The 15,295-nt window shown below is 39.4% G+C and carries 9 protein-coding genes and 4 pseudogenes; 10 read left to right on the forward strand and 3 right to left on the reverse strand.

Annotation, left to right across the window (positions count from 1 at the left end; translation table 11 throughout):
* Nucleotides 1-8: 8 nt before the first annotated feature.
* The 3 genes from V6E90_RS13215 to V6E90_RS13225 are packed head-to-tail and all read right to left on the reverse strand — an operon-like array spanning nucleotide 9 to nucleotide 4,134.
* Complete coding sequence (locus V6E90_RS13215; RefSeq protein WP_332605572.1) at nucleotides 9-1,505, reverse strand: CoA-acylating methylmalonate-semialdehyde dehydrogenase; 1,497 nt, start codon at nucleotides 1,503-1,505, stop codon at nucleotides 9-11.
* Between the two features lie 36 nt (nucleotides 1,506-1,541).
* Nucleotides 1,542-2,705 carry an iron-containing alcohol dehydrogenase gene (locus tag V6E90_RS13220; RefSeq protein WP_332605573.1) on the reverse strand — a complete coding sequence of 388 codons (1,164 nt, stop codon included), beginning with the start codon at nucleotides 2,703-2,705 and terminating at the stop codon, nucleotides 1,542-1,544.
* A gap of 37 nt (nucleotides 2,706-2,742) precedes the next feature.
* Complete coding sequence (locus V6E90_RS13225; RefSeq protein ID WP_332605574.1) at nucleotides 2,743-4,134, reverse strand: GntP family permease; 1,392 nt, start codon at nucleotides 4,132-4,134, stop codon at nucleotides 2,743-2,745.
* A gap of 808 nt (nucleotides 4,135-4,942) precedes the next feature.
* Between V6E90_RS13225 and V6E90_RS13230 the strand changes: the two are divergent.
* The 10 genes and pseudogenes from V6E90_RS13230 to V6E90_RS13280 all read left to right on the forward strand — a co-directional run.
* Nucleotides 4,943-7,942 (forward strand): annotated as a pseudogene (locus V6E90_RS13230) (hemagglutinin repeat-containing protein); the annotation flags it as partial.
* A 1,323-nt stretch (nucleotides 7,943-9,265) separates the two neighbouring features.
* On the forward strand, nucleotides 9,266-9,619 hold the full coding sequence (locus V6E90_RS13235) for a hypothetical protein (protein ID WP_332605575.1): 354 nt from the start codon (nucleotides 9,266-9,268) through the stop codon (nucleotides 9,617-9,619).
* 41 nt (nucleotides 9,620-9,660) lie between these two features.
* Entirely contained in the window at nucleotides 9,661-11,001 is a 1,341-nt protein-coding gene (locus V6E90_RS13240) for a hypothetical protein (protein WP_332605576.1), read from the forward strand.
* On the forward strand, nucleotides 11,002-11,316 hold the full coding sequence (locus V6E90_RS13245; RefSeq protein ID WP_159724577.1) for a hypothetical protein: 315 nt from the start codon (nucleotides 11,002-11,004) through the stop codon (nucleotides 11,314-11,316).
* A gap of 58 nt (nucleotides 11,317-11,374) precedes the next feature.
* Nucleotides 11,375-11,689: pseudogene (locus tag V6E90_RS13250) on the forward strand (EndoU domain-containing protein); the annotation flags it as partial.
* Nucleotides 11,690-11,745: 56 nt separating this feature from the next.
* Nucleotides 11,746-12,027, forward strand: a complete 282-nt coding sequence (locus V6E90_RS13255; RefSeq protein ID WP_332605578.1) for a hypothetical protein — start codon at nucleotides 11,746-11,748, stop codon at nucleotides 12,025-12,027.
* Nucleotides 12,028-12,311: 284 nt separating this feature from the next.
* Nucleotides 12,312-12,695 carry a hypothetical protein gene (locus V6E90_RS13260; RefSeq protein ID WP_332605579.1) on the forward strand — a complete coding sequence of 128 codons (384 nt, stop codon included), beginning with the start codon at nucleotides 12,312-12,314 and terminating at the stop codon, nucleotides 12,693-12,695.
* 63 nt (nucleotides 12,696-12,758) lie between these two features.
* Entirely contained in the window at nucleotides 12,759-13,289 is a 531-nt protein-coding gene (locus V6E90_RS13265) for a DUF2247 family protein (protein ID WP_332605580.1), read from the forward strand.
* 162 nt (nucleotides 13,290-13,451) lie between these two features.
* Nucleotides 13,452-14,896, forward strand: a pseudogene (locus V6E90_RS13270) (VENN motif pre-toxin domain-containing protein); the annotation flags it as partial.
* Nucleotides 14,893-15,295, forward strand: a pseudogene (locus V6E90_RS13280) (hypothetical protein); the annotation flags it as partial. The pseudogenes V6E90_RS13270 and V6E90_RS13280, both read left to right, overlap by 4 nt.

Consider the following 15,295-nt stretch of genomic DNA (forward strand, 5'->3'; position numbering starts at 1 on the left):
TGAATAAATTAGTTAAGTGTTGGCATTGAAAATTGTGCCCCTTCACGGACATTGGTGCTCGGCCAGCGTTGAGTAATGGTTTTACGACGCGTATAGAAACGGGCACCATCTGGTCCGTAGGCATGTAAATCACCAAACAGCGAGCGCTTCCAACCGCCAAAACTATGATAAGCCACAGGCACTGGAAGCGGGATATTGATGCCGACCATTCCGACTTTAATATTATCGCTAAAATAGCGTGCAGCCTCACCATCACGCGTATAGATACAGGTGCCATTTCCATATTCATGGCTGTCGATCAGATCCATGGCTTCTTGCATGGTTTTTACACGAATAACTTGCAGTACGGGACCAAAGATTTCTTCTTTATAGCTGGTCATATTCGGTGTGACTTGATCAATGAGTGTCGCACCCACATAAAAACCATTTTCATAACCTTCAGGCGCTGCATTGCGTCCATCGACAATCACGCTGGCGCCTTGTTGTTCTGCACTATTAATATAGTTGACGACTTTGGCTTTATGTTGCGCGGTAATCACTGGACCAAAATCATTGTCTTTATTTGAGTATGGGCCATATTTGAGCAAATCGATTTCTTTGGATAGTTTTGTGATCATTTGATCAGCAATGTCATCACCGACAGCGACTGCGACAGAAAGAGCCATGCAGCGTTCGCCCGATGAACCAAAGGCTGCACCTAATAAAGAACTGACCACATTATCTAAATCTGCATCGGGCATGACAATGGCATGGTTTTTTGCACCTCCCAAGGCCTGACAGCGTTTACCTGCTGCAGTTGCGGTTTGATAGATATATTCTGCAATGGGTGTGGAACCAACGAAGCTAACCGCCTGAACACGTGGATCATGCAGTAGCGTATCGACCGCTTCTTTATCTCCATTAACGACATTCATTACACCATCAGGCAGTCCCGCTTGTTTGAGCAGTTGAGCAATAAATAAAGTGGAGGATGGATCGCGCTCGGAAGGTTTCAGCACGAAAGTATTTCCACATACAATGGCCATGGGGAACATCCAAAGTGGAACCATAACTGGAAAGTTAAATGGGGTAATTCCTGCAACAACACCTAAAGGCTGGAACTCACTCCATGAATCGATTGCGGGTCCGACATTTTTACTAAATTCACCTTTTAGAAACTCGGGTGCACCACAGGCATATTCAACATTCTCAATGCCACGTTGTAACTCTCCTGCGGCATCATGTACGATTTTGCCATGTTCTTCACCAATCAACTGGCAGATTTTTTCAGCATTTTGTTCAAGTAATTCCTTAAATTTAAACATGACGCGCGCACGTTTAATTACAGGGGTATTGCGCCATTCTGGAAAAGCCGCTTCTGCGGCAGCAATTGCTTCTTCTACAGTTGCTTTGCCAGCAAGCGCAACCTCTTTGACTTGTATGCCTAATGATGGGTTGTAAACAGCTTGCGTACGTGCATGCGTTGTATGGATTGCACCATTAATAAAATGTCCAATAAGTTCCATGTGAATTTATCCTCTGTTATAAAAAATGAAAGATTTTTATGCTGACCAAAGTTGTTGATACAAGCTGACCATTTGCTCAATTGTCGGCACGATAGGGTTATTGGATGGTGAGCCAGAGGCCAGTGCCTGCTTGGCCATGGTCTGAACGACCTCATCAAAATAGTGTTTGTCGACCCCAAACTCAGCCAATGTGGGGACTTTTAAATCTTGATTAATCGCGATTAAGGTTTTGATGAGCTTTTGATTGGTGATCTCAATCGAATCATCTGCATGTGCACAGCCGATTGCCTTGGCACAGTCGGCGTAACGTTCTGGTGCTGCTTGGATTGAAAACTCAGTGATGAGGGGGAGCAACATTGCATTGGATAGTCCATGCGGAACATGGAAAAAAGCACCAATGGGGCGGCTCATACCATGCACCAAGGCAACAGAGGCGTTTGAAAAAGCAATCCCTGCCAAAGTCGAACCGAGCATCATTTTTTCACGTGCTCGCTCATTGCTGGGTTGGTGATAAGCGATCTGTAAATTTGGACCAATCAGTTTCATCGCTGCGAGTGCTTGCGCATCACTATATGGGCTGGCTTTCTTACTGACATAGGCTTCAATGGCATGGGTAAGCGCATCAATACCTGTATCTGCAGTGGTACGTGGGGGCAGTGAAATGGTAAGTTCGTAGTCGATAATTGCCGCGATTGGCAGAAAACCAAGCCCAGCACACAGCATTTTCTCATTGGTTTTATCATTGGTAATGATGGTAAACCGTGTGCATTCAGATCCTGTTCCTGCGGTGGTTGGAATGGCAATGATAGGCAGACCGAGTTCATTGACTTGTCTAGGAAATTTATAATCTGAAATCTCCCCACCATGTTTACTCAAGATACTAATCGCTTTGGCACTATCTATCGGGCTACCACCACCAATTGCAATAATGGCATCATACTGCTGTGCCTGAATATATTTCACACCTGCTTCGATGGAACTAGAGGTCGGCTCTGGAATGGTTTCAGCAAAATAGTCACTGTCTATATTCGCTGCTTTTAGCAGGTCTTGAATTTGCTTGATATAGCCAAGTGAAACCATCATTTTATCGGTAATAATGAGTGGCTTGTTTGCACCTAAGCTTTCTAAAATCATCGGAAGCTTAGCCCGCGCATTTTTTCCAATTTCCATAATCCTTGGAAGGTGAGTTGAAAATGACATTTTTAATTCTCCGTATTAACGTCAAAATTGATTGTTTTTAGAAAGAACCGAATACTGTTCCTAGCGTGATCACACCACTGAGCGCAATCAATGGAATGATGACGGCGACAATGAACATGTCGTAATAAGATTGTTTATGGGTTAAACCACACAAGGTAATAATGGTAATGACCGCACCATTGTGAGGAAGGGAATCCAGTGCGCCAGAAGCCATAGAGGCAACTCGATGCATCAGTTCGAGTGAAATACCATGTTGCAAGGCCAAATCCTTATAGGTTTCTCCCATGGTATTCAGCGCAATACTCAAACCACCCGAGGCAGAGCCCGTGATACCTGCTAATACATTAATCACGATGGCTTCTGAAATAAGCGGATTGTTGGGTGCAATGCCGACAAGAAAGTCACGTAAGATGATAAAGCCAGCCAAAGACGCAATGACCGAACCATAGCCGACTTCTGAGGCGGTATTAAAAATAGGTAAAAAGGATGACGAGACACCCTGTTGAATTGAATTTTTAATATCGACAATAGACTTCCAGTTCAAAACAATAATGCTTAAACAAGCCAGAACCAATGCACATATGATTGCCCATAATCCAATCACTGAATTGAGCGAAGTATTCCCAAATTGATCCGTGGCTAAATAGGCAGTGTCCAGTGAGGGTAAAATCAGTTTAGTGAGTACTAAGTTGGTCACAATCACAATAAAAATTGGAGCAAATGCGACCATAAGACTTGGCTTGGCAGATATTGAATTCTGCTCAAGATGATTCTCGATATGGTTTCCATATCCTTCATTCCTCAAATCCGCTTTTTTTACCCGTCTATTGAGCCACCACATGCCAGTGATCAAAATAAAGATAGATGCTAAAACACCAAGTCCAGGTGCAGCATAAAGATCGGTATCAAAGAAAGGCATTGGAATTGCATTTTGAATTGCCGGTGTGCCAGGTAATGCGGTCATGGTAAAGGTGAGTGCACCTAGCATAATCGCTGCTGGGATCAGGCGTTTAGGAATACCAAGTTCTTTAAATAATGCCGAGGCAATTGGAAAGACAGCAAAACCAACAACAAAAAGTGAAACGCCTCCATAGGTTAAAATTGCACAAGACAGAACAATAGACAGCATGGCTCTGTGATGTCCGAGTTTTTCAACAAAGAAATTGGCAATGGTTTGTGCAGAGCCAGAATCTTCCATTAATTTTCCAAATACCGCACCTAGTAAAAATAGAGGGAAGTATTTGATGATATAACCGCCTAAACCTGTCATAAACACTTGGGAATAAAACCCAAGGAGTTGATTGCTGAGACCGCTCCATGCAACAGCAAATAATGCCAGTAAGGGTGCAAGTACAATTACGCTAAATCCTTTATATGCTAAATACATCAACAATATTAAGGACAAGACTATTCCGATTAGTCCTACCATTTTATACACCTGTTTTTGTAGTTTTGTATAATGATACGAAACGTATCATTATTAATGTATATAATTTAATCGAGTTGAAGTCAAGCGCTGAAAGTAGCGTGAAAATGAAAGATGGCTAATCATTTTTTGTATTTGAAATTTTGGGGGGCATTCGGGAGACTTTTAATCCTATGAATAAAATTATCTTTGATTGAATACTTATAAGTTATTTAATTTAATAGGATTTACTTTTAAATGAATCCAAATGCCTAAAAGATGAATTGAATCTCACAAAACCAAAAAATCATTAAATAAATCACCTAAATGGTAAAAAATGAGATAAAAACCATTTTTTATTTACAGCACTTAACCAATTGGTAATAATTCAACTGAAATTTTTACTATTTGTTTAATGTGAATCTAAAAAAATGAAAAAAAAACAAATATTCATTATGTTAAGTTTACTTGGAACATCCATTTATGCTGCTGAACCACCAATAAGTGGAGCAATACAGTCTGATGCTACACAGCGGCAACCATAGAGAACATCAATGAAAACTTTGAGGTCAAGGATGCTGCGATTTTAGAGTCATCGGTCAAGGTTCATGGTTATGAGGATAACCGCCATCCGGGGATTGATGTTTCAGAGGATATTGTTGAATTCCAGAAACAAGGTAACTTTTTGTGGATGTTACTCAAAGATGGTCGTCGTTTAAGAACCTATAACATTTTTGAATACGATAAAGAAACCTATGTGCCAGAAGTGATCAGCAGTACCCCAGGGCAGATTATCAGCGGTGGCAATATGTTGATCAATGCAGAGGGTATTCTGAATGATCAGAGTCAGATTCTAGCTGCCAAAACCTTAACGGTTGAAGGTACAAGTATTGAGAATAAAGCATACACGGCCAATAAAACCACGAAGTTTAAGAATCCAATCAGATGGTTCTATGATTCAGGAAGAAAGACCCAAATCGGATTTAATCCTGCCGATGAAACAGAACCTTTTGTACTGAGTGGTCTCTATGGTGGGGATCAGGTCATTGGTACGCAGACCCACCAAATCAAAGCAGTAGAGCCAACACAAGCTGAGACAGATATTCAGGCTTCGCAGCAAGCTGGGAAAGTTGAACTGCAACAGCAGCAAACTGAACAAAAGCAGATTGATACAAAATCTGGTCAGCCTGTCAATCAGGACAACCAGAACGGTTCGAACAATGTTGATGCGGCCAAACAACTGGATGCATCGCAACAAACCCTAGGGCAGACCGAGACTTCAACAGGCTATGAAGTCCGTACGGTTCAGCAGAAAAGCATTCGCTTGCCGAGTAATGCATTATTTATCCAAACCAAAGACAGTCAGGCAGGCTTTTTAGTCGAAACTGATCCAGCCTTTAGCAATTACAAAAAATGGCTGTCATCAGACCATATGTTGAATGCACTCGGTCTTGACCCTGCGAAACAACAAAAACGTATGGGCGATGGTTATTATGAGCAGCGTCTGGTGCAAGATCAGATTGCGCAATTGACGGGTCGTCGTTTCTTATCTGGCTATGGCAATGATGAAGAGCAATACAAAGCCTTGATGAACAATGGCCTGACTTTTGCCAAGCAGTTTAATCTGACACCTGGTATTGCCCTGACTTCAGCCCAAATCGCGCAGTTGACCAGTGATATTGTATGGCTGGAAGAGAAAACCATTCATTTGCCAGATGGCAGTACGACTAAAGCGTTGGTTCCGCAGGTCTATGTCAAATCTCAGGTGGGTGATTTAAAAGGTGACGGGACTTTAATTGCCGCAGAGCAAGTGCAGTTGGATATGCAAGGTGACGTGCTGAACAGTGCCACCATTGCAGGCCGTGAAGCCTTAAAGATCAATGCCAATAGTATCAATCAACTGAATGGCCGTTTAGAGGCGAACCGTATTGGGATCAGTACCAAACAAGATCTGAACAATATCGGCAGCCAGATTATAGCCAAAGATGCGCTTAGCATGGAGATTGGTGGCAACTTTAATCATAGCAGCACTCTGAGCAGTAACAGCAATAAATCAGGTCAAAATGAGTTTGGCTTTACCAAGATAGATCGTAAAGCGGGTATTTATGTTGGCAATGGTCAAAATACCGATACGCTGAAAAATACACTAAATATTCGTGTGGGTGGAAATACCAGCCTAAAAGCTGCTGATATCATTAATAGTAATGGTTCAAGTGTGATTCAAACACAGGGCGATGTTTCCCTGGACACGTTGCAAACTGAACGTGTTACCAATAGCTATACCAATAAAAAGAATTTTGATTTTGGTACGCAAAAGCAGGATGTGGGCAATCAGATTCAATCGAAAGGTGATTTGACGCTAACTGGCAAAAATATTGATATTACAGGTTCGCAGCTCAGTAGTGAGCAAGGCAAGACTTTAGTTAGTGCCAGCGAAGATTTAAGCATCAAAGAGGGTCGTAAGAGCAGCAGTTATGAGCATGCTGATGAAACCAAAAAGAAAGGCTTTTTAAGTAAAAAGACCACACAAAACTATATTAAAGATGTTTCAAATGAAGCTGTAGCAAGTACGGTAGATGGAAAGCAAGTCATTCTTGATGCCAAGAATATCAAGATCCAAGGCAGTGAGGTGGTATCGGATGAGTTGACTCAAATTCAAGCCAAAGAAAATATTGAAATCAAGGGTGCAGACAGTAACTATCTGAATATTCACAACACCCAAACCAAGAAATCGGGTTTGATGTCTGGTGGTGGGTTTGGTATCAGTATTGGTTCTAAAAAAGAGAAAACTGAACAGGAACAAACCCAGCATACCAATAGTGGCTCAATGGTTGGCAGCCTTAACGGTAATACCAATATTGTTGCTGGTAAAAACTATCAGCAAACAGGTAGTACGGTTTCTTCTCAACAGGGTGATGTCAATATCTTGGCGCAGCAAGTTACGATTGAAGCGGCTAAAGAGCAAAGTACCAGTCAGTATAAGCATGAGATGGAACAAAAGGGTTTAACCCTTGCTGTGAATGTACCAGTTGTCTCAGCTGTTCAAACAGCACTGGAGAGTGGTAAGCAGGTTGGTCAAAGTAAAAATGATCGTGTTAATGCGATGGCTGCAGCCAATGCAGGATTCGATGCTTATAAAGCGGGTCAAACACTAGCACAACTCAAAGATGCTGCGACAAGTGCAGCCAATCTGGCCCAATCAGCCAATGTGAGTGTAAGTATCACTTACGGAGAACAAAAGAATACTGAGTTTAATCGTTCAGAAAGCAACACTGCGAATCAGAGTACGGTTTCTGCAGGCGGCAAGACCAATATTGTAGCCACTGGTGCAGGTAAAGACTCCAATATCAATATTATTGGCTCTGATGTGATGGGCTTGAAAGGCACGCATTTGGCGGCTGATCAGAATGTAAATATCAAAGCGGCTGAACAAAATAGCAAGGAAGAATCTGGCAACAAGAGCGCAGGCTGGAACGCGGGTGTGGCTGTAAGTTATGGCTCGAATGGTTTGGCACTTGGTGTAACTGCGGGTGGAAATTTAGGTAAGGGAAATGGTAATGGGACTGAAACCAGTTATGTTAATAGTCATGTTGGTTCCAAAGACAGCCTAACCAGTATCAGCAGTGGTAATGCGACGAATATTATCGGTGGTCAAGTTCAAGGTAAGGCGGTACAAGTCGATGCCAAAGCGCTGAATATCGAGAGTTTGCAAGACAAGGCAAGCTATAAGAGCAAACAGCAGAATGTAGAAGGTCAGGTTACGATTGGATATGGAGCCTCTGCATCAGGTAGCTTTAGTAAATCCAATATCAATGCCAACCATGCTTCTGTCAGCGAGCAATCGGGGATTTTTGCAGGTGATGAGGGTTATCAGATCAAGGTCAAGGACAATACTGATCTGAAAGGTGCAATCATTACTTCGACTCAACTTGCCGAGACGCAGAATAAAAACAGCCTCAGCACGGGAACATTGACGCATTCTCAGCTGCGTAATATCAGTGAATATGATGCCAAAGGCATTTCAATTGGTGCAGGCTTTAATGCTGGGAAAAATGATGCTCAGGGACAAAAGCAACCTGATACGGTACTGTCGAAGTCGAATAAGATTGATGGGCATGCTTCTAGTCAAGTGGGGGTGAGCAAGTCGATTGGGTTTGGTCTGGACAGTAATCAAGACAGTAGTGTGACCAAGAGTGGAGTGAATACGAAAAATATCACCATCACCAATGAAGCAGGTCAGCAACAACTGACAGGTAAAACAGCAGATCAGACCAAGTCTGAAGTTCATACGGGCTTAAGCACAGAAAATGCGCGAGAGCATAGTGGTGCTTTGAATAATGTATTTGATAAAGAACGTGTGCAGAAAGAAATTGATGTACAAGTTCAGGTGACACAGCAGTTTGATAAAAACCGACAGGCTGCAGGAGTTACGGTTGGTAATATTGTAAAAGCACTTGATGTTACAGGACAGGCGGTAGACGGTGCGAAACAGGCACTTGCGATAGCAAATAAAATTGAGCAAGAGAATCAGAAACTCAGCCCAGAAGATCAAGTATTATTTGGAAACTTGATTATAGGGCTTTCACAAAGCCAAAAAGTTGATGCAACAGATAGTTATTATCCTCTTATTGTCGGGGCTGGAGAAGCTTTTGCAATGGCAGCAGGCGCCTGTGCAAAAAGCCCAGCTTGTGTAAGTGCGACAGTTAATGCATTAGGAGCAGTAGGTGTAGCAATCTTAAGTGAGCAATCTGAGGATAAAGACAAAAAGTCTACACCAAAGCCATTACCATCAACTTCTGGTAATTCTGCAACAGGTATGCCACCTGATGGGGATGAGAAGAATGAGAAAAAGGGTGTTGAAAAAACATCACATGCACAACTAAGAGGAGAGCAAGGTCGACCAGTTGGGCAAGCTATTAATGATATTCAGAAAGCTAGAAACTCAGATATCATGATACAAAGTAGGGATGGTTCTTATGTTGTGAGAGGAGTTAATGGTCGTGAACATATTGTAAGTCAAGAGGGGAAACTAATTACATCAATTGCTAATAGGAGTAGTCAAGCAAATAGAAATCTTTTGCAATCAGGTCAAAGAAGGCCTGCATCTCAGGCAGAAGTTGATAAAATAAAGTCTTTTACTAAATAGGAGTGGAAAATGGGACAATGTAATGAAGAAGAATATTATCCTGCTTTAGAGGCTTGTTATAGTCTTCTAGCTGATGAAAGTTATTTACAAACTATGAAAGTTTTATTCAACCAACCTGAAAATATATGGCTAAATGTTCGGAAAGATTGGCTTGATATACAAGAGTTAGAGTTTTATACGTCATTTAAAAATGAATTATCAGTTTTTGATATTACTCTTGATGATTTTAATGATCTGTCGGTAATGTGGTCTACTCCACCAAGTGATCAGAGTGCTGGAATGTATTTAGTTCTTTTTTTTAATGCGAAAAATTTTATTGTAAATTCGTGCTTATATAATTACCAATATTTAATGGAACGATAGAAGGTACCTTAACAACAGGTGGTGTTGCATCAGCAGCACCATTGATTAACCAGTTTGAAGATAATGTGACTAATGCCTTAATTGAAAAAGGCATGAGTTCGGATACTGCTAAGTTGGTTGCGAATGGGGTGAGTACGTTGACACTGACAGGTGTAGGTGCATCAACAGGATTATCTACTGGTAGCATTGGCACAGCGATTAATGTTGACTCAAATAACCGACAATTGCATGTTGATGAAGCGAAAATACTGAAACAACTTAAAGAGGGGAAAACTAAAGCAGAACAAGACCGTTTAAACGCAGCGGCATGTGCTTTAGTACAATGTTCGTCAGGTGTACCGACTAGTGACCCAAATTATGTGAAATTAAAAGCATTTGAGGAGCAAGGGAAAAGTTATACCAAAGAAATGACAGCCTTAAAATCAACAGGGTTATTCGAATACGGTTCATGGGACAAGGCTAATGATTTTAGAACACGCCATGATGAAGGTGTAAGCCGTGTTGGAGGTGCAGGCAAAATCGTGACAGGAGGAGTAACGGCTGTCGGTGGAACTGCTGCTGGAGCAGGTTTATGTACTTCAGGTGTTGGTTGTACTATTGGTGCACCACTTGCAGGAACGAGTGTTGTTGGCGGTGTTGGTACGGCAATAGATGGGAAAAACCAACTTTTTGGGGATTATAATTCTCAAGAAGGTCAGAAAGTGATTGACTCGTATAATCCAAATCGAAAGCAAGAGCTCAGTCAATTAAGCCAAGATGTCCTAGGCGGAGCTGCTGCAATTGCAGAAGCAGTTTTACTGGGTAAAGTTGGTGGGAAGTTATCTCAAGGTGTCAAGAGTGAAGTCAAAACAACTGAGAAAGTAGCAGAAGTTGATGCGAAAAAGCAAACTGTTGAAAATAATGCTCATAGAGATGATGATTTATGGAGTAATAAGCCAAGTGGTAAACAAGAGTATGTACCTTTAATAAACAAAGAAAATTTATTAGGGACACCAACAAAAACACACCCGAAAGATGATTTGGTAACAATAAATGCTATTACTCGTGAAAATGAAAGTGCAAGAGTACTTGCAAACTATGGTAAGAAAGTGGAGCAAAATCCACCTACTTTGCCGAATGGGAGAAACCCTGATTATTTGATAAATGGTGAAGTATGGGATAATTATGCACCAACATCTTCTAATGTTAGAAATATCTGGTCAGAAGTTGGAAAAAAAGTTAAAAAAGAACAGGCTCCTAATGTTGTTGTTAATCTTAATGGTTCAAAAACTGAAGTAAAAGATGTTATCAAGCAGTTTGATAAGTATCCAATACAAGGCTTGGAGAAAGTTATTATTATTGATAAAGCTGGAAAGCCAATTGAAATGAAGTTAGGTAAATAGATGGGTATACATATACATGCTTATACTGTTTTTTCTAAAGAGGAAGCAGATAAAATTAATCAAATTATAAAGTTAGAATTTCCTAATTATTTTAATTATGACTTTATAATTTATGACGCTGATGATTTAAGTGGATATGAAAAAGAAATAGCTGTTGAGGATGTTGGAATTCCAACTTCATTTAAAGCTGATTTTTTAATTTCTTTAAATAATAAGAGTTCAACTTTTAATATTTCTGAGGTTGCATTGATTATAAAAGAGAGGTTTGGTTCTGGAAATATTATTTTAATGCAAAATGGTGAGGTAAGAATATAGCTATTTTATAGAGTTGTAGATCAAAAATATTTTTATATTTATCAATTGCCAAATGGAAGATATGGTGTCGGCAGGCTTGTCCGCACCTACTGCGAGTGGTGCAGGTATTGCAGCCTCGACACTGAGTCCAGCTGCAAGCTATGAAATTGGTCAATACTTTAAGGGTAAAGATGCTGAAAGCAGTGCAGCGCATATCTTGGCCCATACAATTTTAGGTGCAGCAGTTGCCGCGACAGGTGGTAATAATGCCTTGAGTGCGGGTATTGCAGCAGGTGGTGCTGAGGCCGCAGCGCCGTTACTTGCTGAGTATTTGTATGGTAAGAAAGCTAAAGATTTAACCGCAAGTGAGAAATCTACAATACTCAAAATATTGATTCTGGAAAGCCAAGAACTTTAACTTTAAAAAATACTTCTACAGGTAAATAAGATATGAATGAAAATGAGATTTATCAAAATCTAGGCAAGTTATTATGGTCAATAATGGCAGAAGATGTTGGAGTAATATTTTGTGAAGGTTATATTTATCCTGATTCTTCATCTTATAGTTTTGAGTGGCTTACAAAAAACAATAAAATGGGATGGTTTGATTTTGATCAAATACCTCATGAGATTGGAGATAAAGTAATTCACTTAATGGAAAATCATATTAAACTAGATGTTTTTAAAGAAAAGTGGACTCAATTTAAAATATCTTTAACTAGATGTTTTTAAAGAAAAGTGGACTCAATTTAAAATATCTTTAACTGATTTTGGGGGAATTAATATTGATTTTGCTTATATTCCAATTGAAGGTCGTTGGCCAGGATTATATATGAAAGCAGTAAGTGATTTAAAAGAAGATGAGTTGGATGAATATAATATTCCTGTAGAAGCATGGAAGGAGTGTGTTAAGAGGAGACGTGAGAATAAATAAAAAATAATTTCTATATGTAGCTTTGGTTTTTTTAAAGGCTTTTTTTGTTGGTGAAGGTATTTGTTGAATAATAGTAGTGGTTATGAAGATAAAGTTTTATTGGTGTTTTGATGATGTGGAACAGCATAAATTAATACCTACAGTTGAAATTAAATGTGTAGATGAAAAGACAATTAATTGTTTGCATGGTGTATTAACTGATGATGCAGGAATAAATTCAATCACTTGGCTAGAAAAAGGGGTTGAAATATTTAAGAAAGTTGAAAATAGCTGTAACTCCACAATATGGGGTCGTGATGCTTGGGGGAGTGAATATACTGATGGTAGAGTTAAGCTATATTCACTCTATGATGATGAATACTATATTTATTTATCTTTAGATAGTTTTAGGGATATTTTAAATGCATGGGTGGATTTTAATAGAGCACCTCCGGATTTAGAAAGTTATATTTATTTGGAAATATAATTTTTAATAAAACTTGAGTGGGTAATTAAGAGCCGCTAAAATTACAGGGGTGCCAACTAAACCATGATAACTCAAGCATATGAAAAACTTAAACAGCTTAATTTTGATGATTTTGGAACTATCTATATTGGATATGTAGGAGTTCCAGAATATGGTTGTTTAAGTAATGAGATGGTAAGTGGTTTTGTAGAAGATTATTTGCTAAAGACGGAGGATATTGGTAACGAATTATCTGAAGTGTTAAATGAGCTGTTAATTATAGATAATGATACTTCAAGAGATGATATTTTGAATTTGTTGAGCAAAGTAGTAAATACTTTAAATATTGATATTTCAAACTCGACTCATAAGTGGTTATTAGTTTGTTTGGACTTGAAGCTCAACGGGCTGAGCTTAGACCCACTATATGGCCTATTAGAGTTATCAAATTTTTGGATTGATTGGGGGCAGCCAAAGAATTCACCACATATGATTCAAGGTGTAAATAACAATGTAGATGCTTCTGATTATTATACAGAAGAAAATTATAAAAAAATGATTTGTATTAATTATGATTGGTTGAAGCTGGAGTTAAGTAAAGAGAGTGTGTGTTAAGTGTAAATATTTTGTTTATGTAACTAATCATTTTAACAGTCATTGAGTATTTTTAGAATTTTAACGAAAGTAGTTATAAAATGTTAATTCTAGCCGTATTTCAAATGCGGCTTTTTTTATGTATAGATTTTGCCTCTGGTCTGGAAAAATAGAGTAAAAATTTTTAGGAAAGATGCTAGCCAGTGGCAAAAAGCGGGTGTGTTATTAGATATGGTGTCGGCAGGCTTGTCCGCACCTACTGCGAGTGGTGCAGGTATTGCAGCCTCGACACTGAGTCCAGCTGCAAGCTATGAAATTGGTCAATACTTTAAGGGTAAAGATGCTGAAAGCAGTGCAGCGCATATCTTGGCCCATACAATTTTAGGTGCAGCAGTTGCCGCGACAGGTGGTAATAATGCCTTGAGTGCGGGTATTGCAGCAGGTGGTGCTGAGGCGGCGGCGCCGTTACTTGCGGAGTATTTGTATGGTAAGAAAGCTAAAGATCTAACCGCAAGTGAGAAATCTACAATTAGCTCTATTGTCGGTTTAGCAGGGAGTGCTGTTGGTGCAACCACAGGTGATGTATCAAGTACAGTTCAAGGTGGACAGTCTGCCCAGAATGCAGTGGAGAATAATAAAACCTCTGTTAAACAGGATATTAAACATGCTTTAACCTGTTGGGGAGCGGAATGCCGTCAGCAATATAAAGACTTAGATGTCGCACAGCAAGCAGCCTATCAGAAAGGTAAGGATCAAGCGGTCACTAAGTTTGTTAATGATTTGAAGAATTTACCTAATGTACCCAAAGAGTTATATGATGCTCTGAAAAATGATCCGCAAGGTACAGCGAAGGCAATCTATGAAGGGGTAAAACAAATCCCAGGAGACCTCATAGACACAGGTAAAACAATAGCTACTGTGAATACAGTAGGAGATACCCCAGCCGAATTTGAAAAATTGGGCAATGTGGAAATGACGGTATCACTAAATGCTCTGACAGCGGCAATTAGTGCAGGCACCGTTACAGTAGCGAAAAAAGGTGGTGGCATTGTTATCGAGGCAGCTAAAGATATCAATCGTGTCTTAAAAAATGACCCAGCAAAATTACCCTCAGTGAATGTGTCGTCTTCAGGGAACATAAGTGCTAAACAAATATCTAAAATGGTAAGATCATTGATCCACCGAAAGATGTGTTAAATAAGCAGAAACAATTATTAAACAATACAGATAACAATAAATCTGGAATATTACGTGAAGAAATTGCAGATAGTTACTTCAAAAACAATGGGTATACAAAACTTGAAAGTAAGTGTGGAAGTAACTGTTTTGATGGTGTTTACACAAAGAATGGAGAAATTTATATAGTAGAGGTGAAGCCGTTGAAAGAAAGAGGTTCAGTTAAGTTAAGCTCAGCAAATCCGTCTACTGGGCTAGATGTACAGATGTCTGATGCGTGGATTAAAAGTCGAGCAAATGAACTTTCTAATCAAAAAAATAATTCAGCTGCTAAGGCTACTGGAGATAAACTTTTACAAGCGATTGAAAATGGAAAACCGATTAATAAGATTGTTGTTGGTGTTAATGAGGGGCGTGCTGTAACACTCAATTTGGGAAATAATGTAAAATGATTGTAAGTGTTGATAAAAAAGAAATTGTTGAAAATGGTAAAGAAGTTGCAGATGGACGAAGCGAAAGACGAATAGATGCTATTCGTTCCAATCTAAAAGAAAAAAAGCCAAAAGGTGTTCTGTATGACTTTTTGGCGATAGACTCTGTTTATTATGGATTCTATGAATTATATTCTAAACAGAATTCAGTGGATACGAAACAATGGTTCTATGTATCTAGCTTACTGCGAGCAGAAAGTTGTAAATATGATGGTGGTTGGAATATGTGGACGCCACATGCTTTTATATTTCCATTATTAACTGATAATGTAGATTTAATAAAAATCTATAGCACATTGACAACAGTAAATGATAATGACCATCATAAATCATTGTTAGAAGCAATTAATTATCCAAAGG

It is taken from the genome of Acinetobacter sp. ESBL14 (assembly GCF_036668815.1).
GTDB classification, from domain to species: Bacteria; Pseudomonadota; Gammaproteobacteria; order Pseudomonadales; family Moraxellaceae; genus Acinetobacter; species Acinetobacter gyllenbergii.

Coding starts and splice junctions, on each gene's coding strand:
- V6E90_RS13260 (WP_332605579.1), top strand. CDS start 12,312: ATGAAGATAAAGTTTTATTGGTGTTTTGATGATGTGGAACAGCATAAA.
- V6E90_RS13225 (WP_332605574.1), bottom strand. CDS start 4,134: ATGGTAGGACTAATCGGAATAGTCTTGTCCTTAATATTGTTGATGTAT.
- V6E90_RS13255 (WP_332605578.1), top strand. CDS start 11,746: ATGAATGAAAATGAGATTTATCAAAATCTAGGCAAGTTATTATGGTCA.
- V6E90_RS13220 (WP_332605573.1), bottom strand. CDS start 2,705: ATGTCATTTTCAACTCACCTTCCAAGGATTATGGAAATTGGAAAAAAT.
- V6E90_RS13245 (WP_159724577.1), top strand. CDS start 11,002: ATGGGTATACATATACATGCTTATACTGTTTTTTCTAAAGAGGAAGCA.
- V6E90_RS13235 (WP_332605575.1), top strand. CDS start 9,266: ATGGGACAATGTAATGAAGAAGAATATTATCCTGCTTTAGAGGCTTGT.
- V6E90_RS13265 (WP_332605580.1), top strand. CDS start 12,759: ATGATAACTCAAGCATATGAAAAACTTAAACAGCTTAATTTTGATGAT.
- V6E90_RS13215 (WP_332605572.1), bottom strand. CDS start 1,505: ATGGAACTTATTGGACATTTTATTAATGGTGCAATCCATACAACGCAT.